Origin of the sequence: Streptomyces sp. NPDC087787 (assembly GCF_044743035.1) — a bacterium.
Taxonomy (GTDB): domain Bacteria; phylum Actinomycetota; class Actinomycetes; order Streptomycetales; family Streptomycetaceae; genus Streptomyces.
The window spans coordinates 315,668-339,557 of the sequence record NZ_JBIUVQ010000002.1; the positions used below are offsets into that span (position 1 = coordinate 315,668).

Annotated in this window: 17 protein-coding genes and 1 pseudogene; 9 read left to right on the forward strand and 9 right to left on the reverse strand. The window is 72.0% G+C overall.

Features of this window, described 5'->3' with window-relative positions:
• Positions 1 to 38: 38 nt before the first annotated feature.
• From ACIOWN_RS05490 to ACIOWN_RS05510, 5 genes are all read right to left on the reverse strand, one after another.
• Positions 39 to 1,400 carry a wax ester/triacylglycerol synthase family O-acyltransferase gene (locus ACIOWN_RS05490; RefSeq protein ID WP_362353109.1) on the reverse strand — a complete coding sequence of 454 codons (1,362 nt, stop codon included), beginning with the start codon at positions 1,398 to 1,400 and terminating at the stop codon, positions 39 to 41.
• Positions 1,401 to 1,566: 166 nt separating this feature from the next.
• Positions 1,567 to 3,903, reverse strand: a complete 2,337-nt coding sequence (locus ACIOWN_RS05495) for a GH92 family glycosyl hydrolase (protein WP_362353045.1) — start codon at positions 3,901 to 3,903, stop codon at positions 1,567 to 1,569.
• Between the two features lie 196 nt (positions 3,904 to 4,099).
• On the reverse strand, positions 4,100 to 5,320 hold the full coding sequence (glgC, locus tag ACIOWN_RS05500; protein ID WP_362353043.1) for a glucose-1-phosphate adenylyltransferase: 1,221 nt from the start codon (positions 5,318 to 5,320) through the stop codon (positions 4,100 to 4,102).
• A gap of 59 nt (positions 5,321 to 5,379) precedes the next feature.
• Positions 5,380 to 6,531 carry a glycogen synthase gene (gene glgA / locus ACIOWN_RS05505; protein ID WP_362353041.1) on the reverse strand — a complete coding sequence of 384 codons (1,152 nt, stop codon included), beginning with the start codon at positions 6,529 to 6,531 and terminating at the stop codon, positions 5,380 to 5,382.
• A gap of 39 nt (positions 6,532 to 6,570) precedes the next feature.
• Positions 6,571 to 7,311, reverse strand: a complete 741-nt coding sequence (locus ACIOWN_RS05510; protein WP_362353039.1) for a (2Fe-2S)-binding protein — start codon at positions 7,309 to 7,311, stop codon at positions 6,571 to 6,573.
• 253 nt (positions 7,312 to 7,564) lie between these two features.
• Here ACIOWN_RS05510 and ACIOWN_RS05515 point away from each other — a divergent pair, with 253 nt between their 5' ends.
• Entirely contained in the window at positions 7,565 to 8,794 is a 1,230-nt protein-coding gene (locus ACIOWN_RS05515) for a DMT family transporter (protein WP_362353037.1), read from the forward strand.
• Here the strand turns inward: ACIOWN_RS05515 and ACIOWN_RS05520 are convergent.
• Positions 8,784 to 9,980: a transglycosylase family protein gene (locus ACIOWN_RS05520; RefSeq protein ID WP_362353036.1), complete on the reverse strand. Its 1,197-nt coding sequence runs from the start codon at positions 9,978 to 9,980 to the stop codon at positions 8,784 to 8,786. The two genes, ACIOWN_RS05515 and ACIOWN_RS05520, sit on opposite strands and share 11 nt — an antisense overlap.
• A 371-nt stretch (positions 9,981 to 10,351) precedes the next feature.
• Here ACIOWN_RS05520 and gndA point away from each other — a divergent pair, with 371 nt between their 5' ends.
• Positions 10,352 to 11,791, forward strand: coding sequence for an NADP-dependent phosphogluconate dehydrogenase (gndA, locus tag ACIOWN_RS05525; protein WP_100570229.1), 1,440 nt, complete (start codon positions 10,352 to 10,354; stop codon positions 11,789 to 11,791).
• Between the two features lie 1,487 nt (positions 11,792 to 13,278).
• On the opposite strand, the gene ACIOWN_RS05530 is transcribed toward gndA, so the two are convergent.
• Both ACIOWN_RS05530 and panD read right to left on the reverse strand, forming a co-directional pair.
• Positions 13,279 to 13,917: an aspartate/glutamate racemase family protein gene (locus ACIOWN_RS05530; RefSeq protein WP_362353107.1), complete on the reverse strand. Its 639-nt coding sequence runs from the start codon at positions 13,915 to 13,917 to the stop codon at positions 13,279 to 13,281.
• Between the two features lie 60 nt (positions 13,918 to 13,977).
• On the reverse strand, positions 13,978 to 14,397 hold the full coding sequence (panD, locus tag ACIOWN_RS05535; RefSeq protein WP_362353033.1) for an aspartate 1-decarboxylase: 420 nt from the start codon (positions 14,395 to 14,397) through the stop codon (positions 13,978 to 13,980).
• Positions 14,398 to 14,731: 334 nt separating this feature from the next.
• Here panD and ACIOWN_RS05540 point away from each other — a divergent pair.
• Positions 14,732 to 14,878: pseudogene (locus ACIOWN_RS05540) on the forward strand (winged helix-turn-helix transcriptional regulator); the annotation flags it as partial.
• Positions 14,879 to 15,621: 743 nt separating this feature from the next.
• Here ACIOWN_RS05540 and ACIOWN_RS05545 read toward each other — a convergent pair.
• Entirely contained in the window at positions 15,622 to 16,731 is a 1,110-nt protein-coding gene (locus ACIOWN_RS05545; RefSeq protein WP_362353031.1) for a substrate-binding domain-containing protein, read from the reverse strand.
• A gap of 169 nt (positions 16,732 to 16,900) precedes the next feature.
• On the opposite strand from ACIOWN_RS05545, the gene ACIOWN_RS05550 reads away from it, so the two are divergent.
• Genes ACIOWN_RS05550 through ACIOWN_RS05575 form a run of 6 tightly spaced genes read left to right on the forward strand, consistent with a single transcriptional unit; the run spans position 16,901 to position 23,808 of the window.
• Positions 16,901 to 17,920 (forward strand): hydroxyacid dehydrogenase, encoded by a 1,020-nt coding sequence (locus ACIOWN_RS05550; RefSeq protein WP_362353029.1) that lies wholly within the window; start codon positions 16,901 to 16,903, stop codon positions 17,918 to 17,920.
• A 43-nt stretch (positions 17,921 to 17,963) separates the two neighbouring features.
• A complete protein-coding gene (locus ACIOWN_RS05555; RefSeq protein WP_401980551.1) occupies positions 17,964 to 19,226 on the forward strand; it encodes an ABC transporter substrate-binding protein in 1,263 nt (420 codons plus the stop codon).
• Positions 19,223 to 20,125, forward strand: a complete 903-nt coding sequence (locus ACIOWN_RS05560; protein ID WP_401980554.1) for a carbohydrate ABC transporter permease — start codon at positions 19,223 to 19,225, stop codon at positions 20,123 to 20,125. Before ACIOWN_RS05555 ends, ACIOWN_RS05560 begins: the two co-directional genes overlap by 4 nt.
• The gene (locus tag ACIOWN_RS05565; RefSeq protein ID WP_401980556.1) at positions 20,122 to 21,039 is read left to right on the forward strand and encodes a carbohydrate ABC transporter permease; all 918 of its coding nucleotides are present in this window, start codon (positions 20,122 to 20,124) and stop codon (positions 21,037 to 21,039) included. Before ACIOWN_RS05560 ends, ACIOWN_RS05565 begins: the two co-directional genes overlap by 4 nt.
• A 7-nt stretch (positions 21,040 to 21,046) precedes the next feature.
• Positions 21,047 to 21,781 (forward strand): hypothetical protein, encoded by a 735-nt coding sequence (locus ACIOWN_RS05570; protein ID WP_401980558.1) that lies wholly within the window; start codon positions 21,047 to 21,049, stop codon positions 21,779 to 21,781.
• The gene (locus ACIOWN_RS05575) at positions 21,778 to 23,808 is read left to right on the forward strand and encodes a DUF2264 domain-containing protein (RefSeq protein ID WP_401980561.1); all 2,031 of its coding nucleotides are present in this window, start codon (positions 21,778 to 21,780) and stop codon (positions 23,806 to 23,808) included. Before ACIOWN_RS05570 ends, ACIOWN_RS05575 begins: the two co-directional genes overlap by 4 nt.
• The last annotated feature ends 82 nt before the right edge of the window (positions 23,809 to 23,890 follow it).

Sequence of the window (23,890 nt, forward strand, 5' to 3'; positions counted from 1 at the left end):
TTACGGCAGCGCCGGGCCGGTAGGCCAAACGCAGGTGATCAGGATCCGCAGACCGTGATCAGGGTCTCCACCTCCTCGGTCACGGCGCGGGCGAGCCGGTTCAGGTCGGGCACGGCCTTGGCGTCCGCGACGAGCCCGTAGTGGACCTGGCTGCGGTAGGTGGAGATCGCGACGGCCAGGGACTGGCCGCGGGCCAGCGGCGCGAAGGGGTAGACCTCGGTCAGCGGGTGGCCGCCGAGCCTCAGGCCGATGCCGGGCAGCGGCACGCTGGTGACCAGGATGTCGAACCACAGCCGGGCGGCCTGGGCGACCAGTGGTCCGCCGAGCCGGTGGCCGAGGGCGGGCACATGGTCGGCGAGCAGTGCGACGGCGCCCGCGCCCCGGTTGGGTCCGGCGTCCTTGTTGCGGTCCATGGCCGCGCGGACGGCGGCGAGCCGGCGCAGGGGGTCCGCGTCGCCGACGGGGAGTTCCATCAGATAGCCGGAGAGCCGGTTGCCCTGCGGGTGGGCGGTGCGCGAGCGGCGCCTGGAGACCGGGATCAGGGCGCGGGGCGCGATCCCGTCGGTGCCCTCGCCCCGCTCGTCGAGCCAGCGCCGCAGGGCGCCGGCGACGACGGCGATCAGTACGTCGTTGACGGTGCCGCCGACGGCCTTGCGGACCAGGTGCACGTCGTCGATGTCGACGACCGCGCCGGCGGTGCGGCGGGTTCCGGTGGGCTCGGCGGTGAGCGCCGGGGTGGACCGGGTGGCGAGGGACGAGCGGGCGACCGAGGTGCCGATGTCCAGGGCCCGGCCCACGTCGGACAGGGCGCCGCGCAGTGCCTCGGGCAGCTTGCGCACGTCGGGGAGCGGACCGCGGGCGGGCGCGGCCGGGCGGGGCCGCGGGGTGGGCATGTCCATGGGGTCGAGGACGGCCGCGGCGAGGGTCAGGGCGCGCAGGCCGTCGGCGAGGGCGTGGTGGAACTTGAACAGCACGGCGAAGGAGACACCGTCCTCGCCGGGCAGCACGTGCGCCTCCCACGGCGGGCGGTTGCGCTGCAGCGGGCGCTGCATGAGCCGGCCCGCCTCGGCGTGGAAGTCCGTGGCCGGGGCGTGCAGCCGGACGTGGTTGAGCGGGTCGAAGCCGGGGTCGGGCTCGCGGGCGGCGCCGCCGAAGCCGAGCGGCGGACGCAACGCCTGGGCAAGGGGCAGGCGCAGGTCGAGCGGCCGCCACACGTCCCGGATCCGCATGCGCAGGCCGGGCACTCCTGCCGCGCGGGCGGCGAGCAGGTCGGCCGCGTGCGCTCCGGCGGTCGGCGAGTGGGCGGAGAAGACCCCGAGGGCGCCGAGGTGCATGGGGTGGTCGGCGGACTCGATGTTCCAGAACGCCAGGTCGAGGGGAGCGAGCAGGTCGGGAGTCAATGGCTTGCCTCGCATCGGCGGTGGGTGTTTTGGCAGTCAACCGCCCTCGACTGATTACAGTCAAGTACGATCAAGCTACGCTCAGTTAACAACAGATTAAGTCCGACCCTGGGGAAAGGGGTGGGACGCATGGGGCCTTTGAGGTCACTCAGGGGCCCCGCAAGGGTTACCTCAGGGCGGGTGGCGCGGCCTGCGCGGCCGTGCCCCACGCCGAGGGGCGTGGCCCCACGGTGTAGCGCAGGGTGCCGATCGACCGCAGGGCGCGGGTGGTCAGATACGTCCGGTCGTGCGGCACCCCGCCGGCCCGGACCGACCGGATGTACCGGTCCTTTGTCGAGGTGCCCGGCGCCGTGATGGTCAGGCTGCGCGGGTGGTGGCCGTCGTCCAGGCGCAGGTCGACGCGTTCGAAGACGGGCGTGGACAGGCCCCAGGTGGAACAGCCCGGCTGGACGGGGAACAGGCCGATGGAGGCCAGCACGTTCCAGGCGGACATGGTGCCCAGGTCGTCGTTCCCGCTCAGCCCGGCCGGTTCGTCGGTGAACAGGGTCAGCGCGGCGTGCACCACGTCGGTGGCCTTCCACGGCTGCCCCGTCGAGAGGTAGGCGTACGGCGCGGCGAGGTCCGGCTCGTTCATCGGGTTGTACGTGGCCCTGCCGTAGTAGGCGTACGGCCCGCGGACCCAGGTCTCGCGGACGGTGCGCTCCGGGTCCTTCAGCAGGCCGGCGTAGGCGAAGAACGCGTCCAGACGCTCGTTGGCGGCGCGCCGGCCGCCGATCAGGCGCACCAGGCCGGGCAGATCCTGCGGCACGAGCCACTGGTACTGCCAGGACGTGCCCTCGTGGAAGCCGGGGCCGCGGGCCGGGTCCGCCGGTCCGGTGAAGGCTCCGGAGGCGTCGCGGGCGCGGAAGAAGCCGGTGGCGGGGTCGAACAGCGCGCGGTAGCCGCGGGAGCGGGCGGCGTACCGTGCGGCGTCCGCGTGGTGGCCGAGGGCCCGGGCCATCTGGGCGAGCACGGCGTCCGACAGGGCGTACTCCAGGGTCGCCGACGCGCCGAACGCGTAGTCGGAGTGCCCCGGCTTCGCGGGCTCGTGGCCCTCGAGGTACGGGACGTAGCCGCGGGCGAGGTAGTCCGGGTTGCCGTCGCGGCCCACGGCCGGGGAGCCGGCGGGCGGCACCCCGTCGGCGTTCCGCCGCAGCGCCCGGTAGGCCCGCTCCTCGTACCCCTGCAGCAGGCCCTGCTGGAAGGCGTTGGTCAGGAACGGGGTGACCGGGTCGCCGGTCATGACGTTCGTCTCGACGGTGCCGTAGCCCCATTTGGGCAGCCAGCCGCTCTCCTCGGCGACCCTGATCACCGAGATCGCCATGTCCCGTGACTCGCGCGGCGCGAGCAGGGCGAGCAGCGGGGCCTGGGTGCGGTAGGTGTCCCACAGCGACCAGTTCTGGTAGTAGGTGAAACCCCCCGCGCGGTGGACCCGCCCGTCCCAGCCGGTGTAGCGGCCGTCGGCGTCGTTGCCCACGTTCGGCGCCAGGAACACGTGGTACAGCGCCGAGTAGAACGTACGGCGCCGGGCCGCGTCGCCGCCCCGGACGCGTACGACGGCCAGCCGGCTCTCCCAGGACCGCAGGGCCGCGTCGCGCACCGCGTCGAAGGAACGGCCGCCCTCCGCCGCCAGGTTGCCGGCCGCGCCGGCCGCGTCGACGTAGGACAGCGCGGTCGTCGCCTCCACCGTGCGGTCCCCGGTGGTGTCGAAGCGGACGTAGGCGCCGCCGTGTCCGGTTCTGGACCCCGCCGTGACCGTGGTGCCGTCCCAGGTGCCGTACGCCGTGAACGGGCGGTCGAAGCGGGTGACGGTGTACACGGTGTAGGGCCGGGTGTCCCGGCAGAAGCCGCGGCCCGTGATCGTGGTGCGCACGGTGCGGTCACCCAGGATCTCCACCGTCGCCGCGACCGGCCTGTGCAGCGCCTGGGCCGCGTTGAGCAGGACGTTGGCCTTGGCCGTGGCCGGGAAGGTGTAGCGCTGCACCCCGGTACGCGCGCTCGCCGTCAGTTCGGCGCCGATACCGCCGATACCACCGATGCCGGAGGACAGGCCGACGCGGTAGTAGCCGGGGCTCGCCCGCTCGCTGTCGTGGCCGAACGGTGCCGCGTACTTGGTGTAGTCCGTCCGCGTGACGTCACCGGTGGTGGGCAGCACCGGCAGGTCGCCGCCGATGCGGCAGCCGACGCCGGAGAGATGGACCAGGGAGAAACCGCGGACGCGGTCCTGGGTGTGGTCGTAGCCGGTGCTGTGGCCGGTGTCCGGCGAGAGCTGCACCATGCCGAAGGGCACGGCCGCGCCGGGGAAGGTGTTGCCCTCGTTCGCGGTGCCGATGAACGGGTCGACCAGATCGGTGAGCCGGTCGTCGCGCGCTTCGGCGGCCGGTGCGGCGACGGGCGCGGCGGTCAGCGCGCACGCTGCCACCGCCGCCACCGCGCACAGCCGCGGGCGCCGGGTCCATCTCATGCAGGAAGACCTCCGAGGGAGACGTCACTGCCTGCATGATCGGGTCTGAAGGCCGGTCAGCCCGGCAACCGGCGGGTGTCGCACGCGACGCGTCGCGGTTCGCGCCCCCGGCGCGCGCCCCCATCCGCCGCGTCGGGCCCGAGCTCGCCGGGCCAGGGTCTTTCGTCCGGATCCGGTCCGCCCCGGACGAGAGGCCCTAAGGGACCAGTTGTCCCTTGCCCAGAGCGATGACGCCGCCCTGGGAGACGGTGTACAGCTCCGCGTCCCGCTCGGGGTTGACGCCGATGGTCGCGCCGGGCGGCACCTCGACGTTCTTGTCCAGGACCGCGCCGCGCACGATGGCGCCCCGGCCCACCCGGACGTTGTCGTGCAGCACCGAGCCCTGGACGACCGCGCCCGGGTCGACCCGGACCCCCGGCGACAGCACGGAGCGGGTGACCTGCCCGCGGATCAGGCAGCCGGCGCTGATGATCGACTCGCCCGCGATCCCGCCCGCGTTGAACCGGGCGGGCGAGAGCTGCCCCGAGTGGGTGTAGATCGGCCAGTCGCGGTTGTAGAGGTTGAACGCCGGGCGCTCGGCGATCAGGTCCATATGGGCGTCGTAGTACGCGTCGAGCGTACCGACGTCCCGCCAGTAGCCCTGGTCCCGGCTGGTTTCGCCCGGCACGTGGTTGGCACCGAAGTCGTAGAGCCGCGCCTCTCCGCGATCGGTGAGCTGGGGCAGGATCGAGCCGCCCATGTCGTGCGCGGACCGCTCGTCCTCCGCGTCCCGCTGGAGCGCCTCGATCAGCACCTTGGTGGAGAAGACGTAGTTGCCCATGGAGGCGAAGACGCTCTCCGGGTCGTCGGGCAGGCCCGGAGGGTTGGCGGGCTTCTCCAGGAAGCGCTGCACGGTCTGCCCGTCCGTACCGGGGGTGATCACGCCGAACGACGACGACTCGGCCCGTGGCACCCGGATGCCCGCGACCGTCACGCCCGCGCCGCCCTCGATGTGTTCCTTGAGCATCTGCCGCGGGTCCATGCGGTACACGTGGTCGGCGCCGAACACCGCGACGTGGTCGGGCTGTTCGTCGTGGATCAGGTTGAGCGACTGAAGGATCGCGTCGGCGCTGCCCAGGTACCAGCGGGGCCCGAGCCGCTGCTGCGCGGGGACCGGGGTGATGTAGTTGCCGAGCAGACTGGACATCCGCCAGGTGGTGGTGATGTGCCGGTCCAGCGAGTGCGACTTGTACTGGGTCAGCACGCAGATCCGCAGGATGTCGCCGTTGACGAGGTTGGACAGGACGAAGTCGACGAGCCGGTACGTGCCGCCGAACGTGACCGCGGGTTTCGCGCGGTCCGCGGTCAGGGGCATCAGCCGTTTGCCCTCTCCGCCCGCGAGGACGATTCCGAGGACCGAAGGTCCACCACGACGCATGGCCGCTCCCCTCACCCGGTTGCCTGTCTCCCGCTCCTGAGCAGGAGAGGGACTGAGCCCTAAGCCTGTTCGAGGATCTCCTCGTAGAGCCGCACGGTGCGCCGGGCGACCGCGTCCCAGCCGAACTCCTCCTCCGCGCGCCGCCGTCCTGCCTCGCCCATGCGGCGCGCGCCGTCCCGGTCCGCGAGCACCGCGTCCAGGGCGCGGGCGAGCCCGGTCTCGAAATCGTCGTCCACCGGCACGAGTACCCCCGTGCGGCCGTCGTCGACCACCTCCGGGATCCCGCCGGTCCGGGAGGCCACGACGGGGGTGCCGCACGCCATCGCCTCCAGGTTGACGATGCCCAGCGGCTCGTAGACCGAGGGGCAGACGAAGACGGCGGCATGGGTGAGGAGCTGGATGACGTCCGGGCGCGGCAGCATCCGCGGGATCCAGTGCACTCCGTCGCGGGTCCGGCTCAACTCCTGGTACAGCTCCCGGAACTCCCGGTCGATCTCCGGTGTGTCGGGCGCCCCCGCGCACAGCACCACCTGCGCCGCCGGGTCGATGCCCCGTACCGCCCGCAGCAGGTGGGGCACGCCCTTCTGCCGGGTGATGCGGCCGACGAACAGCACGTACGGACGGTCCGGGTCGAGGCCGACGCGGTCGAGGGCGTCCGTGCCGTGGTCCGGCCGGTACAGGGTGGTGTCGATGCCGTTGTGGACGACGTGCACCCGGGCCGGGTCGAGCGCCGGGTAGCAGCCGAGGATGTCCTCGCGCATGGCGCCGGAGACCGCGACGACCGCGTCGGCGGACTCGATCGCGGTGCGCTCGGCCCAGCCGGACAGGGCGTAGCCGCCGCCGAGCTGTTCGGCCTTCCAGGGGCGCAGGGGCTCGAGGGAGTGCGCGGTCATCACGTGCGGCACGCCGTACAGCATCTTGCCGAGGTGACCGGCGAGGTTGGCGTACCAGGTGTGGGAGTGGACGAGGTCGCGGCCCCGCAGCGCGGCGGCCATGGCGAGGTCCACGGAGAAGGTGCGCAGCGCGTCGTTGGCGCCGTCCAGCGCGGACCAGGGCCGGTGGCGTACGACGCCGTCGGCGCGGCCCTCGCCCCAGCAGTGCACCTCCAGGTCCACCAGCGGCCGGAGCTCCCGCGCCAGGAACTCGACATGGACGCCGGCGCCGCCGTACACGTCCGGCGGGTACTCCCGGGTCAGCAGTCCCACGCGCACCCGCAACCCCCTGTCCGAAGCGGCCGGTCGCCTTCATGGTCACCCAGATGCGGCCCGTGGGGAAGAGCCCGGCACCCGTGTGAAGCAGCAGTCCCCGCAGAGTCCCCCGCCGGGGACGCGGTAGTACAGGCAGCAACTGCGCCGTCGAAAGCCCGTTCCGGTGCCGGTGAGGGTGCCGGCGCCCTCGAGGAAGGGATGGGCGAGGAGCCCCGCGGCCAGCTCCCGGGCGCGATCGGCCGCCGCGGTACGGCCGTCGGCGCGCACCTGGTTCTCCAGCAGGCGGGCGGCGGCCGCCAGCGCGGAGGCCGCGTTGCCCCGCAGCAGCCCCGGTGCGAGGCGGTACCGGGCGCGCAGGGCGGCCGCCAGCGGTTCGAGGTGGCCGTGCAGGACGACGTCCGCGAACGTCTCCGGGTCCGCGGGGCGGGCACGCACCTCGGTGAGCCACAGGTCGTCAGGGGCGCTGCCCGCGGGGTCCCAGCGGACGAGGCGGGCGTCCAGGCCGGGAAGCCGCCCGTACAGCACGGCGCAGCCGAGCGCCGCCGACCACAGCCGGGCGGCGAGCGCCTGGTGCGCGATCGAGGCGGCGACCCGCGCGGGGGCGCCGATGCCGTCGGCGACCCGGCGGACCCGGACCATTAGGGGATGCGTCGCGGAGTCCGTGGCGGGGTCCGCGTAGGCCTGGGCGAGGGTGGGCAGCGGGCCGTGCGGCGGGGTGCCCGTGCGCAGGGCGAAGAAACCGCCGAGGTCGTTCAGTGCGGCGAGGTCGGGCGCGAGGTTCACGGAAAGCAGTAGTACCAAGGCCCGTCCCGGGGCGCGCAAGGGGAGTTCGCCGGGGATTCGTGGGGGTGCCTCCGTCCCGTGTCGCCCACCCGGGGGAGGACGGCGGGCGGGGTGTACTCCATCGGCAGTAGGACCTATTGACTGCTCAGGGACGACGACGTGAGGCGATCGGCACGGCAGGGTGGTCGACCATGGAAGCCGACCGTTCCTCGCGCCGGGGCCGCCGCCCCAGCCCCACGCGGAGGTGCGACTCATGAGCGCCCTCGCGCTGTCCGTGCTGCTGTCGCTCGTGTCCGCCGTCGCCTACGCCGGCGGGGCGATCGTCCAGGAACGGGTCGCGGTGTCCACCCCCGGCGAGCAGTACGCGCCGCTGCGCCGGGCCGCCTGGTGGGCGGCGCTGGTGCTGAACGGTCTCGGCGGACTGCTGCACGTGGTGGCCCTGGCCTGCGGCCCGCTCAGCCTGGTCCAGCCGCTGGGTGCCCTGACCATCGTGTTCGCGTTGCCGATGGCGGCGCTGTTCGCCGGCCGGCGGGCGGGCGCCGCCGCCTGGCGCGGCGCGGTCATGGCGACGGTGGGGCTCGCGGGACTGCTGTCCCTGGTGGGCGCCTCCCACACGCAGACGCTGAACACCGCGCAGCGCGCGGGCCTGGCGGTGGTGACCGCCGGCGCACTGGTGGCGTTCACGGTCGCGGGCAGGGCGGCGCACCGGCATCCGGCGGTGCGCAGCGTGCTGCTCGCCACCGGCTCCGGCATCGCCTTCGGCATGTCCTCGGTGTTCACCAAGACGGTCGCGGTCGACTTCACCGACGGGATCGCGGCGGCGGAGCTGCCGTCCCTGATCGCGATAGGCGTCCTGGCCACGGCCGGGATCCTGCTGTCGCAGGCCTCGTACCGGGGCGGTGGTCTGGCGGCGCCGCTGGCCACGCTGACGGTGGTGAACCCGGTGATGGCGGCCGGGGTCGGGCTCACGCTGCTCGGCGAGACCTTCCGCTACGGCACGACGGGCACGGTGCTGGCCCTGGGCTGCGGTGTGGTGGCCGCGGGCGGCCTGATCCTGCTGATGACCGAGCGCATCGAGCGTACGGGTCCGGTGGTGGAGGCGGGGGTGGCTTCCGGGGCGGTGCCCAACGGGGAGAACCCGCCCGGCGAGGAGGTGCTGCCCGGCGAGGAGGTGCCGCCTGGTGCGGACGTGCCGCCCGCCGAGGTCTCGCTGCCTGCCGAGGTGCCGTCGTCCGTCGAGGGGCTGCCGTCCGTCGAGGCGTACGGCGGCTCCGGGCGGGCCGTGCCGGTGGACGCGGTCGACGGGGTCGTCGTCGTCCCCGTCGCACCGGCGGCGCGGGAGCAGCAGGACCGCACGCCGGGCGAACCCCAGCTCTTCCTCGGCCCGTTCGTCGTCGGCTCGTGCTCCGACCGGCAGTTCTACGCGGACCCCTGCGTTCCGGGGCCCGGGCCCGGCCGGAACGGCTCCCGCGTCAGATCCTGACGCCGCCGGCCCGCAGATAGGCGAGCGGGTCGACGTCGGTGCCGAACCCGGGCCCCGTGCGCACCTCGAAGTGCAGATGCGGTCCGGTGACGTTGCCCGTGGCCCCGGAACGGCCGATGCCGCGCCCGGCGGCGACCGTCTGCCCGGCCCGTACGGATATCGCCGACAGGTGGCCGTACTGCGTGTAGTGGCCGTCGGCGTGCCGGATGACCACCTGATAGCCGTACGCGCCTCCCCAGCCGGCGGAGACCACCCGGCCGGCCGCGGCCGCCTTCACGGAGGTGCCGGTGGGGACCTCGAAGTCGACGCCGGTGTGGTAGCCCTTCGACCAGTGGGAGCCGGTCGCGTGGTAGGCCGTGCCGATGCCGCCGCCGACAGGGGCGACGAGGGCGTGCTCGGTGGCGTGGGGCCGGGACTTGGCCGCGCCGGACGCGGGCTTGGCCTCTTGGGCCGGGCGCGTGGCGGTGGACGTCTTGCGGTGCGGCTCGGCCGTCGTACGCGACTTGGGCACGGCGAGCCGCTGGCCCGGCAGGATCAGGTTCGGGTCGGAGCCCACGGTCGTCCGGTTGGCGGCGTACAACTGCCGCCAGCCGCCGGAGACATGGCGCTCGTCGGCGATGCCGGAGAGGGTGTCGCCGCGGACGACCTTGTACATCTCGGCGCTGCCTGCCCGCGCCTGCGGCGCGGTCTGCGGCCGTACGTCGACCTCGCGGGCGGGGCTCCTGTCAGCGCCGGTACTCCCGGTACTGCCGGCCTCGCGCACGGACCGCTGTCCGGCGGTGTCCGGGTGGACGCCGGGGGTGCCGCCGCCCCGGGTGAGACCGGCCCGCGTCGAGCACACCGGCCAGGCGCCGGGTCCCTGCCCGTCGAGCACCTTCTCCGCGACGGCGATCTGCTGGTCCCGGGTGGCCAGGTCGGCGCTGGGCGCGTACCGCGTACCGCCGTACGCCGCCCAGGTGGACCGGGTGAACTGGAGTCCGCCGTAGTAGCCGTTGCCCGTGTTGATGTGCCAGTTGCCGCTGGACTCGCAGGCGGCCACCTTGTTCCAGGTGGAGGCGTCGGCGGCGTGCGCGGCCCCGGCGCCGATGAGCGGAATGGCCATCCCGGCGCCGCCCGCCGTGACGGTGAGCGAGGCGCGGTTGATCCTGTTCGGCTGGTACCGGCGGTGCCGACCGCGTACGGCCATCTCAAGCTCCCTCGACATGCGTCAGGAGGGGCGAAAGTAACCGCCGCGAACAGGCCCTGACAAGACGGCTATCGGCCGGTTCGTCACCCCAAGTGGCCGGTTACGTACGTTGATTGGCCGGATCCGCGGGCCGCGCGCTGAGCCACTGGGCACCCGCCGCGCGTATGGAAGGGTGCCGGGTGCCGAATGTGCGCGCGCCGTACCGGCACGTCAGGATGGTCGAAGGGGCGGGAGCAGTGATACTGGCGGGCACGGGCGGCGCGACGGACGGCGGGCCGACGACGGAACCGGCGGCGGACCGGCCGACGGCACCGGCGGCCGGGCCCAGCGTTCCACTTGATGATTCACCGGATTTTCGAGGAGCAGGCGGTATGAGCACTACAGCCCAGATCGGCGTCACGGGACTCGCGGTCATGGGCCGCAACCTCGCCCGCAATTTCGCGCGCAACGGCTACGCGGTCGCACTGCACAACCGGACGGCGGCCCGGACGCACGCCCTGGTCGAGGAGTTCGGGCACGAGGGCGACTTCGTCGCGGCCGAGACCGCGAAGGAGTTCGTGGCGGCCCTGGAACGGCCGCGCCGCCTGGTCATCATGGTGAAGGCCGGCGAGCCCACCGACGCGGTGATCCGGGAGTTCGCCCCGCTGCTCGAGCCCGGCGACATGATCATCGACGGCGGCAACGCGCACTTCGCGGACACCCGGCGCCGGGAGCGGGAGCTGCGCGAGCAGGGCATCCACTTCGTGGGCACCGGGATCTCCGGCGGCGAGGAGGGCGCGCTGCACGGGCCGAGCATCATGCCGGGCGGCTCGAAGGAGTCGTACGACTCGCTCGGTCCGATGCTGGAGAAGATCTCCGCGAAGGCGAAGGACGGCGCGCCGTGCGTCACGCACGTCGGCCCCGACGGCGCCGGGCACTTCGTGAAGATGGTGCACAACGGCATCGAGTACGCCGACATGCAGCTGATCGGCGAGGCGTACCAGCTGCTGCGGGACGTGGCCGGGTACTCCCCCGCGCAGATCGCGGACATCTTCCGCACCTGGAACACGGGCAGGCTCGACTCGTACCTGATCGAGATCACGGCGGAGGTCCTGTCCCACGTGGACGCCGCGACCGGCAAGCCGTTCGTGGACGTGGTGGTGGACCAGGCCGAGCAGAAGGGCACCGGCCGCTGGACGGTCCAGATCGCGCTCGACCTCGGCGTGCCGGTCTCGGGTATCGCGGAGGCGGTCTTCGCCCGTTCCCTGTCGGGCCACGCGGACCTGCGGGAGGCGTCGCGCGGACTGGCGGGCCCGAAGGCGTCCCCGCTGAGCGAGTCGGAGGCGGCCGCGTTCGCCGACCGGGTGGAACAGGCGCTGTACGCCTCGAAGATCGTGTCGTACACCCAGGGCTTCCACGAGATCGCCGCGGGCAGCGCGGAGTACGGCTGGGACATCGACCTCGGCGCGGTCTCCGCGATCTGGCGCGGCGGCTGCATCATCCGCGCGGCCTTCCTGGACCGGATCCGCGCCGCGTACGACGCCCGCCCGGACCTGCCGAGCCTGCTGTCCGACGACACCTTCGCCCAGGAGATCGCGGCGGCCCAGGACGACTGGCGCGAGGTCCTGGTCGCCGCGACCCGGCAGGGCGTCCCGGCCCCCGGTTTCTCCGCCGCCCTCGCCTACTACGACGCCCTGCGCGCCGAGCGGCTGCCCGCCGCGCTCACCCAGGGGCAGCGGGACTTCTTCGGGGCGCACACGTACCGGCGGGTGGACCGGGACGGCTCGTTCCACACGCTGTGGGGCGGGGACCGGTCGGAGGTGACGGCGTAGCGATGCCGGTTCGCCGGCCGGCTCGGCCGGACGGTGAGTAGACGACGGTGGGCGGCCGGAAAGGCCGCCCACCGTCGTCTTTTTGCCCGCGAGGGGCGCTTGCTCGCCGGGGGATCGCGGGCGCGTATTCGCGGGGCGCGTGGTCGCGGGGGTGTGCTCGCGGCGGGGCGGGGGCGCGTGTTCGCGGGCGGGGCGGGGGCGCGCGCCCGCTGGGGACGGAAGGCGCGTACTCGCGGGTGCGGCGGGGGCACTTGTTCGCGGGCGCGTGTCGGCTGACGGAAGCCACGGGCCAATGCCCAAAGGCGCGGCGGAGGCACCTATTCGCGGTCGCATGTCGGCTGACGGAAGCCACGGACGCATGCCCGCAGGCGCGGCGGGAGCGTGGTCGCGGGCGTATGTTCGCCGGCGCGTTCCCGGGCGCGACCTCAGGCGCGCGTCCGCAAGGGACCCCGGGCGAGTGTCCGCAGTCGGGGCCGGAGCGCGGACGCCCGCGCGTGATGCCGGCGTCAGGTCGGGGGGGTAGTCAGGGGACGGTCGTCAGGTCAGGGGCGGTCCCGGCTCCGGGTTCGGGACCGGCTCCGGGCCCGGCGGGATCGGGGACGGCGAGGGCTCCGGGAGCGGAGGACCGGGTGGAGGCTCGGGGATCGGGCCCGGGGGCTCGGGCGGGGTGGGGCCGGGACCGGGCGGCGGTCCGGGCGGCGCGGGCGGGGTCGGGCCGGGGCCCGGCGGCGGGCCAGGCACCGGAGGCGGAGGCTGAGCCGGGCCGGAACCTGGCGCGGGTCCAGGGGTCGGACCGGATGTCGGGAGCGCGGAAGGCGGGGTCGGGCCGGGGCCCGGCACGGGGCCAGGGGGCAGACCGGGTGTCGGAGGCGCGGGAGGCGGAGTCGTGCCGGGGCCCGGCGCAGGGCCAGGGGGCGGACCCGGTACCGGAGGCGGAGGCTGAGCCGGGCCGGGAGCTGGCGCGGGTCCAGAGGACGGACCGGGTGTCGGGGCCGCGGGAGGCGGAGTCGGGCCGGGGCCCGGCACGGGGCCAGGAGGCGGACCCGGTACCGGAGGCGCGGGAGACGGAGCCGGACCAGGTCCCGGTGCGGGGCCAGGGGGCGGGCCCGGCACCGGAGGCGGAACCGGACCAGGACCGGGCAGCGGCCCAGGTGCCGGACCGGGCGGCGGGCCGGGCGCCGGAGGGGGTTCCGGGGTTGGGGGTGGCTCCGGTGTGGGGACCGGGTGCGGTTGCGGTTGCGGATGCTGGGGGTCCGGACCCGGCGAGGGCGAGGTGGGGTCCGGGAGCGGGTCGGTCATGGCGTCCTCCGGCCAGTCGGTCGACATCGGCTCTGGACTACTCCCCACCTACCCGACCCCCGCGCCACCAGTCACCCGACGGAGACACGACGAGGAGCCGTGCGGACTCACGGGAGGGGGCGGTGGTCCGCCGCGCCTCCGCGTGTCCACCCGGAGCCGGGCGGACACGCGGTACGCGCACGGACGGCTCAGCGTCGTGCCGCGCGTGCCGCTGCCTCGAAGCCCGGGCCGGGGCTGGAAAGGACAGGCACCGACGTCGTCGTGAGGTGCTGGACGGAAGCCATGGAGGCCTGGGCCAGGACGATCACGTCGGCGTCGGCGACCCGGTCGGCCGCGGCGGCCACCTCGCGCACGTACCCCTCGGTGTCACCGGCCTCGAAGCGGGACCAGGCGGCGTCGACGAGTACGGGCCGTACGGTGACGGCGCGCCCGGCGCGGCGGGCCTCCTCCTCGATCAGCGCGGTGGTCGGCGCGAGTGTGCTCGCCAGCGCCGCGAGGAGGACCACCCGCGGCCCGGCGGCGACCGCGGCGGCCGCCATGGGGCGGTCCACCCGCAGCACCGGCACGATGAGCCCGGCAGCTCCCACCGCCTCCGCGACGCCCCCGAGGGTCGAGCAGGTGCACAGGACGGCCCGGGCACCCTCGGCGACCGCCCTGCCCAGCACCGCCTCCACCGCGCCGGTCACCGCCGCCGGGCCGTCCCGGCGGGCCAGCCGCAGCAACTCCTCGTCGACGAAGTGCCGTAGCGCGAGGCCGGGGTCGGTCTCGTCGCGCAGCCCGTCGAAGACCGGGACGTGCACCGGCGAGGTGTGGAGCAGAGCGAGCACGTGCGGCTCGCGCGCCCCGCGGGTCGGCACGAAGTCGGTCACGGTCACGCTCCTGGCCGGTCAGCTCGACACGGCGTGCGGGCTGCGCTCCTGGCCGGAGCCCGGCACCGGCTCGGAGGCGTCGGCGCCGAGCGCGACGACACGGTTGTCCGCGTCGACGTGGACGACCCGCGGCTGAAGGGCCCGCGCCTCGGCGTCGGTTACCTGGGCGTAGCTGATGATGATCACCAGGTCTCCGGGGTGGACGAGATGCGCGGCGGCCCCGTTGATCCCGACGACCCCGGACCCGCGCTCCCCCTCGATGACGTACGTCTCCAGGCGGGCGCCATTGGTCACGTCGACGATGTGGACGAGTTCCCCGGGCAGCAGATCGGCTGCGTCGAGCAGATCCGCGTCGATGGTCACCGATCCCACGTAGTGCAGGTCGGCCTGGGTGACGGTGGCGCGGTGGATCTTGGACTTGAACATGGTACGCAACATCGGTGGCACTCCCACAAATAGGCTCCCTGCCTGCGTTTTTGCAGGTCAAGGGCTGCTTCGACACCTTACAACCAGTCGCAAGTTCGGGCAGCTTTCCCCAGGTTTTTCAGGACTCATGCTGACCCAATGCTGACCTTTCTGCCGGAGATCAGACACCGGGAGGAGCACTCGGGCTGGCCTCACTCCCCGGGCCACCCCTCCTGAACGGCGTCAGCGCACTCAGCCTCGTGCCGGTCGGCAGCAGCATCGAATCCGCCGACGCGGTGGTCATGCATCCATACCTGGTGCAGCATGGTTCTGTCACGCGAAGGCCGTTTCCGGTTTCCAGCGGCAGGTGTTCTTCGGTGTTCGCCGTTTCGATCAGCTTGCCCGCCGTACCGGACTGAGTGCGGCGGTTGCCGCGAAGCGCCTCAAACATTTGGTGGACGACGGTTTGCTGACCCAGCAGCCTTATCGTGAGCCAGGTGCGCGCACACGGCACGAGTACGTGCTCGTCGGCCGGGGCCGCGCGCTGTTCCCGGTGGTGGTCGCTTTGGTCGAGCCCGGCGGCACGGGCCTCGGATCGCATATGCGCCACGAGCAGTCGTCCAATGCCCCTGCCCTCGTAGGCGCCCGAGTCACGTACGTAGCCGTGTGAGCCTTTTGGCATCCCGCGCGACGGCCCTCCTTGTGGTGACCGGCTGACTGATCGGGGAAGCGCGTGAACTCATCGGGAGAATATGCCGCACCGGGGGGTGCCTTCGTTCGGAGGGTCGGCTGCTCGGGCAGAAGTTCCTGCGCCGCTCTCGGGAACCACTCGTCCAGGCCCCGGCCCTGCTCCTGTCCGGTGCCGTCGGCAGCGCGCGGCCCGGCTCGACGCCCTAGCCAACCCCTGCTGTCCAGCAGCATCCTGTCCCGACGAGCCTGAACGAACTCCCGGAGCCGTGGAACCCGGCGAGGTCGTCGGGAGGAGCACACGCACGCTCATGGGTCGAACCCTGCCCCGGGCGCGAATCAGGGCCGCCCCGGCGCCGCCGATCGCCAAGAGCGGCACCGGTGTCGGAGCCGGCGCGCGGCATGCCCTCGGTGTCTCCACCGCACTCCCGGCCGGGCCCGCCACGGTGGCGCGGCGGCGGCCGACAACTGCGGCGTGGACACAGGCTGTCGAGCCCGGCGCGGCGGTAGGGTCCCGGGGGTCCGTTCAGGCAGTCCGGCCTCCACCGGAGCCGGCCTCAGCCGTCCCGGTCACCGGCCGGCCACCGTCTTGACCGAGGAGTTGCGGATGATGAGTTCCGGCAGGACGAGGACACGCTGCGCCGGGCGGCGCTTGCCCTCCAGCAGCCTTGAGACCATCATCTCCACGGCGACCCGGCCCACCCGGGACTTGGGCGGGCGGACCGCCGTCATCGCCGGCTCGGCGAGTTGGGCCACCTCGTCGTCGTAGCTGACGAGAGCCAGGTCATCTGGGATCGCGATGCCCTGTTCGGCGGCGTACTGGGCGACGGACATCGCATCCTGGTCGCTGTGCACGATGAGCGCGGTGGTCCGGGACCGGCGGCAGCGGAGCAGGATCTCCTCGATGATCTGACGGTGGCCGGGTACATCGAGGGCGACGCTCTCGCGGACCACGAACGTGCCGGGCAGATCGAGTTCCGCGCAGGCCCGCAGCCAGCCCTGGGCGAGGTGCGTCGAGGTTGGGCTGCCGTTCGCAAGCACCAACCCGAGCCGGCGGTGGCCGTGTTCATGCAGATGACGCACCGCCGTCTCCAAGCCCAGCGCATGGTCGCTGCGTACCCATTCGAGTTGGCGCGGCGTGGGGGTCCAGGGCGCTGTCTGCCGTTCCACGAGGATGGTCGGCACCGGCAGCTTGCCGATCCAGTCGATCATCTCGTCGGCGCCGTCGGCCTCCAGGCTGGGCGCCAGCAGCAGCCCCTGCACCTGCTTGGCCTCGATCAGCCGGCTGATCTGCCGACGGTCCTCGGCCCCGTCGTAGCTCGACCCGCGCAGCTGGATCTGGACGCCCAGCGCGACCGCGGCCGCCCGGGCGCCGGTCACGATGGCCGGCCAGTAGTAGTCCAGCGAGGGAACGACCATGCCGATGGTGAACGGCGTGGATCCGGGGCGGGTCCGGCGCTGGGGAGCCGAGTCGGTTTCGGTTTCGGTGGGCAGGGTGGCGCCGCCGTGCACCTTGGTGAGCAGGCCGCGGCCGGCGAGTGCGGTGATGTCGCGCCGCACCGTCAGCTCACTGACCTCGAGCATCCGGGCCAGCTCGCAGACCCGGACGGCGCCGTGCCGGCGTAGTTCGTCCATGAGCCGCTCCCTGCGTTGCAGAGCGAAGAGCCGGTCACCGGCCATCGGTTCACCCTCCCCTATCCTGCGTGTTCGATTCTGAACGAATCGCTTCGTTCATGTACGAGCCATAGCGGGTCTGTACTCAACACCACTATCTCTTTCCCCACGCGACCGGCGAGACGCGCTCGCCAGCGCCGGTGTGAAACCGGCCGAGGGAAGGACTCGACGCTTGTTGCAGACGAAGCCATACGCACTGGTCGTGATGAGCAGGGAGAGCTTCGAAGCGCACTTCGACGTTGCCCGTCTCGCGCGGCTGGCGGACCTGGTGACGCTGGGTGATCCCGTCTGGACCGACGACCTCGACGCACCGGCGGTACGGGCCCGGCTGGCGGACGTCGAGGTGATGCTGACGTCCTGGGGGGCTCCCCGGCTGACACCGGAGCGGCTCGACGCGGCGCCCGCGCTGCGCGCGGTGCTGCACTGCGCCGGCAGCGTGCGGGGCCTGGTGGGAGACGACGTGTGGCGGCGGGGGATCCAGGTCACCAGCGCAGCCGACACCAACGCCATTCCGGTGGCCGAGTACACATTGGCGGCCATCATCTTCGCCGGCAAGAAGGTTCCCTTCCTCGCCGCCGACGAGCGCCTTGCGTACGAGGGGTGGGGCAGGGTGACGGGCTACGGGGACCTGTCGAACTTCGCGCAGACCGTCGGCATCGTCGGGTTCTCCCGAATCGGCCGCAAGGTGGTCGAACTCCTCAAGATTCTCGACGACACCACCTGTCTGGTCGCGGATCCGCACGCCGATCCGGCGGAGGTCGCCGCGGCCGGCGCGACCCTGGTCGAGCTGGTGGACCTGCTGCCCAGAGTCGACGTATTGTCCCTGCACGCTCCCGAACTGCCGGAGACCCGGCACCTCATCGGTGCCGCACAACTGCGTCTGCTTCCGGACCATGCGACGGTCATCAACACGGCGCGCGGCAGCCTGGTCGACTCCGATGCACTCGCCGCCGAGTGCGCGTCCGGTCGCCTCTTCGCCATCCTCGACGTGACCGACCCCGAGCCGCTGCCCGCGAGTTCACCGCTGCGGCGACTGGCTCAGGTGATGGTCACCCCGCATGTGGCGGGGTCGCTCGGTTCGGAGATCGGGCGCCTCACCGATCACACCATCGACGAACTGGCCCGGTGGCTCCAGCGGCAGCCGCTGCGGGGAGAGGTCACCGCGGAGTCCTGGGCCCTCGGACTGAGTGCCTGAGCCGATGTCTTCCATTCGACGAACACCGAAGGGGATACGCACCATGAGAAGATCCGCCAAGGTCCTGACGGCAGCCATCGCGCTGGCTCTGCTCACCGCCGGGTGCAGCAGCGGTGGCGGTTCCGACACCACCGCCGACGGCAAGAAGGTGCTCAGGATCGCCCTGTGGAACTACGACCAAACACCCGAGTTCAAAGCGCTGATCGACGGGTTCGAGGCGAAGTACCCGGACATCGTGGTCCGCCCGGTCGACATCCTCTCCGACGACTACTCGGAGAAGGTCACCACGATGCTGGCCGGTGGCGACACCACCGACGTGCTGACCATGAAGACCCTCACGGACTACGCCCGCTTCGGTACGCGGGGCCAACTGCAGTCGGTCACCGACGAGGTCGGCAAAGTCGACAAGGCGAACTACGGCGGGCTCGACGCCTACGACATGAACGGCGAGTACTACGCACTGCCGTACCGGCAGGACTTCTACGTCCTTTACTACAACAAGGCGTTGCTCAAGGACAACGGCACGGACCTGTCCAGGCTGACCTGGCCCGACTACGCGGCGTTGGCGAAGCGGCAGACGAAGGGCAACGGCGCGTCGAAGGTCTACGGCACCTACCACCACACCTGGCGTTCGCTCGTCCAGGCGATCGCGGCGGCGCAGACCGGCGGTGACCTGCTGGGAGGTGACTACGGGTTCTTCAAGGACCAGTACGCGATGACCCTCGACCTGCAGAAGTCCGGGGCGACCATGCCGTGGGCCACGGCGAACAGCCAGAAGGTCACCTACAAGACGATGTTCACGACCGACAAGACCGCGATGATGCCGATGGGCACCTGGTTCGCCGCGGTCCTGTTGCAGGAGAAGGCCGCGGGTACCTTCAAGGACGACTGGGGCATGGCGCCCCTGCCGCAGATCACCACCGGCGGCAAGACGACCACCTTCGGCGCACCGACCGCCTTCGCCATCAACAAGAAGGCGAAGAACTCCGACGCGGCCAGGAAGTTCCTGACGTTCGCGTCCGGCCCCGAGGGCGCCGCCGCGGTCGCCAAGATCGGCATCACCCCGTCCTACACCGACGAGGCGATCATGAACACGTACTTCTCCGCCCAGGGGATGCCGACCGACGATCTCACCAAGAAGGCCATGCACCCGGACACCGTGAAGCTGGAGATGCCGATCAGTGAGAAGTCCTCTGACGTCGACACCATCCTCACCGAGGAGCACGAGCTCGTGATGACCGGTGAGAAGTCGCTCGACCAGGGCATCAAGGAGATGAACTCCCGAGTGAAGTCCGAAGTCGGATGAGCCCGGAATCCGGCGCGGCAGCCGCCAAGCGGCGAAGGCGGCGCACCACACTGGTCGGCTGGAGTTTCGTCCTCCCGAACTTCCTCGGTTTCGCGGCCCTGACCCTGGTACCGGTGCTCGCGACGCTACTGCTGGCGTTCACGAACTGGAACTCGTACTCCACACCGGAATGGGTCGGACTCGAGAACTTCCGCAGGCTGTTCGGCAGCGACACCTTCTGGGTCGCACTGAGCAACACCGCGTGGTACGCCGTCGGCCACATCCCGCTCACGCTGGCGGCGTCCCTCGGCCTGGCCGTGCTGCTCAACCAGAAACTCCGCGGCGTCGGGTTCCTGCGCACGGCGTTCTTCTTCCCGTACATCACCTCGCTGGTCGCGGTGGCGGTGGTGTGGAACATGCTCTTCAGTCCCGACCTGGGTCCGGTGAACCAGCTGCTGCGAGCCGTGGGTGTCGGCCATCCGCCGGGGTGGACCACCTCCACCGACTGGGCGATGCCCGCGGTCATCATCACCAGTGTGTGGCGGGACATGGGCTACTACATGGTGCTCTACCTCGCCGGGCTCCAGGCGATCCCCGCGGAGCTGTACGAGGCGGCACGGGTGGACGGTGCCGGCCCGTGGCAGCGGTTCTGGCACATCACCGTCCCGGCCTTGCGGCCCACCACGTTCTTCGTGCTGGTCATGCTGACGATCTCCAGCTTCAAGGTTTTCGACCTGGTGCAGATCATGACCGAGGGAGGCCCCGGCCGGTCGACCCTGGTGCTGTCCCAGGTGATCTTCCGGGAGGGGATCAAGCAGGGGCGCTTCGGCTACTCTTCGGCGATTTCCCTGGTGCTCTTCGTCATCGTGTTGATGATCACCGCAGTCCAATTCCGGTTCCAGCGGAGGAATGAGCGATGAACACGAGCGTGCTGCGAGAGGACAGCACGACGGCCGAGGCGCCGCACTCAACCGGTGGCGAGTGGGGCCGGGCCGCTCCCGGAAGTCACCGCCGGACGGCGCGGCTCGCGGGCAGTGCCGTGCTCTACGCGGGGCTGATCGCGCTGTCGGCGGCGATCCTTGTGCCCTTCGCCTGGATGCTGGTCTCCTCGGTCAAGCGGGACAACGAGGTGCTCACGGTCCCGATCCAGTGGATCCCCCAGGAGTTCCACTGGGACAACTTCACCCACATCTGGACCCGGATCCCGCTGCTCACCTACCTGGGGAACTCGCTTTTCCTGAGTGTGACCATCACCGGGCTGCAGGTGCTGACCGGGAGCTTCGCGGCCTACGGCTTCGCCAAGGCCCGTTTCCCCGGACGCGACGCCCTGTTCCTCGCCTACGTCAGCACCATCGCGGTGCCGTGGCAGGCCTACATGGTGCCGCAGTACATCATCATGGAGCGCCTGGGCCTGGTGAATACACGTCTCTCGCTGATCCTGCTGCAGGCGTTCGGCGCGTTCGGGGTGTTCCTGATGCGGCAGTACTACCTGACGATCCCGGAGGAGATCAGCGAGGCGGCGCGACTGGACGGACTCAGCGAGTACGGCATCTGGGCACGGATCGTGCTGCCCCTGTCCAAGCCGGCGCTGGCCAGCCTCGCGCTGCTGACCTTCGTCAACACCTGGAACGACTACATGGGGCCGTTCATCTACCTGACCGACAACGAACTGTGGACGGTACAGATCGGACTGCGGCAGTTCGTCGGCATCTACGACTCCCAATACGCCATGATCATGACGGGTTCGGTGTTGTCGGTACTGCCGATCCTGGTCGTCTTCCTGCTCGGACAGCGCTACTTCGTCCAGGGCATCGCCACCAGCGGAATGAAGTGAGGCCGCGATGAGCACCCCCGGCACCCACCGCCGCCTCAGGCTCAACCTGGACCACGCATCCTGGGAACTGCTCTGGTCGCACGTCCACCGGGTCCTGGCCGTCAACCTGGGCATGGCGGTGACGAACGCGCCGCTGCTGCTGGCACTGGGCGTGGTGCACCGGCCGTGGCAGTACCCGGTGTTCTTCGGACTGCTGTCCCTCGGCCTCGGCCCTTCCCTCGCCGCCGCCTTCCACTACCTGCGGCGGGCCACTGAAGAGGACCGGGCATCAACGGCCGACCTGTTCCGTGGCTACCGGCGCCTGTTCGCTCCGGCGCTGCTCGGCTGGGCGCCGTGGGTGCTGCTGGTCGCCGTGGCGGCCACCGACGTGGCCGTCCTCCGGACCACCGCACCCGGGCCGGCGCTGGTACCGCTGCTGGTCGTCGTCGCAGTCGTCGCCGCGAGCTCCGGCGTCGTGGCGATGGCCGCGGTCGCGGACGACCCACGGCTCTCCCCGCGCACGCTGCTGACCGCGTCGTGCACGTCGGTGCGCCGCTGGTGGCTCGGGCTGCTGAACCTCGCGTTGCTCGGCATCACCCTCGTCCTGGTCAACCAGGCGCCCCTGCTCGGCCTCGCCGTACTGCCGGGCTGCACGCTCTTCGTCGTCTGGCGCAACAGCCGCACGATGCTCACGACAGTGGCACCGACCGCCGACCTCCCAGTCAGCCACGCCCATCGAGACCCTGTGGGAGCCCAGGCATGACCATCCACCCCGGCACGACCGTCCCAGAGGACCGGATCCTCTCCCCATACACCGGGTGGACCCGCGACCACTGGACCACTCTCGCGGACCGGATGCTCGCCGCTCTCGAGCCGTATCGCTCCCCAGCCGGTGCCCGCGTCGCCCTGCCCGGCCCCACCAGCATGTACGGCACCGACTCCGACGGCCTGGAGGGCTTCGCACGCACCTTCCTGCTGGCCGGCTTCCGGATCGCCGGGGAGACGGACGCAGCCCCCAGCGGGCTGCTGGACCAGTACGCGTGCGGCCTGGCGGCGGGCACGGACCCCCGGTCACCGGAGGCCTGGCCACGCCCCGACGAACTCGGGCAGGCCAAGGTCGAGGCCGCGTCGATAGCCCTGGTGCTGCAACTGACCCGCCCCTGGCTGTGGGACCGACTCGACGACGGGGTACGCGAGCGGACCGTCGACTGGCTCGCGGTCGTCCTGGGACAGCCTTACCCGCGGAACAACTGGGTCTGGTTCAGGATCGTCGTCGAGTCCTTCCTGCGCGAGGTGGGTGGCCCATGGTCGGCCGACGACATCGAGGAGGACCTTGACTTCCACGCCTCGATGCGCAGGCCCGGCGGCTGGCTCAGCGACGGCGAGGAACGCTCCTACGACCACTACACCGGCTGGGCCCTGCACCTCTACCCGCTGCTGTGGACCCACCTGTTCGACGTCACCGGCTCGCTCTGCCCTCCCAAGCTGCGTGAGACCTGGGCCGCGGACCTGCACGACTACCTTGACGACGCGGTGAGCCTGGTGGGCGCGGACGGCTCCCCGCTGATGCAGGGCCGCAGCCTCACCTACCGGTTCGCCGCCGCCGCGCCGTTCTGGGTCGGCGCGGTCACCGGAGCCGGCGGGCAACCGCCGGGACTGGTACGCCGCGTGACCGGCGGCATCGTCCGGCACTTCACCGACCGCGGCGCCCCCGACCGGCAGGGGCTGCTGACGCTGGGCTGGCACCACCTCTGGCCGGCGATGCGCCAGTCCTACTCCGGCTCCGGCTCGCCGTACTGGGCGTCCAAGGGAATGCTCGGACTGATGCTGCCCGCCGACCACGCGGTGTGGACGGACACGGAACTCCCGCTGCCCATCGAGACCGCCGACACCGAGCGGGTGCTCACCGCTCCCGGCTGGCTGCTCTCTGCACGCCGCCGAGACGGATTGGCGATGGTCCTCAACCACGGCACCGACCACGCCCGCCCCGGCGACACCAGTGCGGACTCGCCCCCGTACGCTCGGCTCGGCTACTCCACTGCCACGATCCCCCCACTGACCGCGGACGCGGTGTCCTCACCGACCGACAACGCCGTCGTACTGCTGGACGAAGCCGGCCGGGCCTCCCACCGCTCTGGATTCGAGCGACTGTTCGTTCGTGAACTGCCGGGCGGAGTACTGGCCGCAGCCTCCCGTGGACCGGTGCGCTGGGTCGACACCGACGCCGACGACTCCCCCGACTACGGCTCCGGCCGACGAGGGCCGGTGACCCCGGGGCCGATGGTCACCGTCGCCTCGGTGCTGCGCGACGGGATGGAAATCCGCCTGGCCCGGGTCGACACGCCGACGGAAACCGGGGTGAGACCTTCCTGGCGTACCGTCCGCTTGGGCGGCTGGCCGGTGGCAGCCGAAACCCGGCCAGGCACACAGGTCACCCCCGTGCAGGTCACATCCGGCGAACCGGGCCCGTCCGCCGAGGCCCGGACAGCATCGCTGCGCTCGCACCTGCGCGGGCTGCGCGGATTCGACCGTGCCGGGATCACGACCGAGCAGGACACCAGTCCTCTCGGTTCCTGGACGGCGATCCCCTGGCTCGCCACGGACGGAGACGTGCCGTACGGCGAGGTGCTCGCTGCCGTGGTGCTCCTGGACCGGGGATCCCCGGATGCCGCCGAGCCCACACTGACCGTGCAACCGTCCACCGACGGCGGGCAACTCATCGCGCTCACCTGGCCGGACGCCCTGCGCACCGAGATCGAACTGCCCGCCACGCCCACGGTGACCGTGTGACTGACCGGATCGGCCCCGCATCCGCGGGGCCGATCCAGCGCCTTGTGCCCGTCCGACCGACGAGATCGCAACGGGGTGCTCC

Bases quoted from the DNA above. Each gene is read 5' to 3' on its own strand.
- ACIOWN_RS05495 (WP_362353045.1), bottom strand. From the start codon at position 3,903: ATGAGATGGACCCGGCGCCCGCGGCTGTGCGCGGTGGCGGCGGTGGCA.
- glgC (WP_362353043.1), bottom strand. From the start codon at position 5,320: ATGCGTCGTGGTGGACCTTCGGTCCTCGGAATCGTCCTCGCGGGCGGA.
- ACIOWN_RS05515 (WP_362353037.1), top strand. From the start codon at position 7,565: ATGAGCGCCCTCGCGCTGTCCGTGCTGCTGTCGCTCGTGTCCGCCGTC.
- ACIOWN_RS05520 (WP_362353036.1), bottom strand. From the start codon at position 9,980: ATGGCCGTACGCGGTCGGCACCGCCGGTACCAGCCGAACAGGATCAAC.
- gndA (WP_100570229.1), top strand. From the start codon at position 10,352: ATGAGCACTACAGCCCAGATCGGCGTCACGGGACTCGCGGTCATGGGC.
- panD (WP_362353033.1), bottom strand. From the start codon at position 14,397: ATGTTGCGTACCATGTTCAAGTCCAAGATCCACCGCGCCACCGTCACC.
- ACIOWN_RS05545 (WP_362353031.1), bottom strand. From the start codon at position 16,731: ATGGCCGGTGACCGGCTCTTCGCTCTGCAACGCAGGGAGCGGCTCATG.
- ACIOWN_RS05555 (WP_401980551.1), top strand. From the start codon at position 17,964: ATGAGAAGATCCGCCAAGGTCCTGACGGCAGCCATCGCGCTGGCTCTG.
- ACIOWN_RS05560 (WP_401980554.1), top strand. From the start codon at position 19,223: ATGAGCCCGGAATCCGGCGCGGCAGCCGCCAAGCGGCGAAGGCGGCGC.
- ACIOWN_RS05565 (WP_401980556.1), top strand. From the start codon at position 20,122: ATGAACACGAGCGTGCTGCGAGAGGACAGCACGACGGCCGAGGCGCCG.
- ACIOWN_RS05570 (WP_401980558.1), top strand. From the start codon at position 21,047: ATGAGCACCCCCGGCACCCACCGCCGCCTCAGGCTCAACCTGGACCAC.
- ACIOWN_RS05575 (WP_401980561.1), top strand. From the start codon at position 21,778: ATGACCATCCACCCCGGCACGACCGTCCCAGAGGACCGGATCCTCTCC.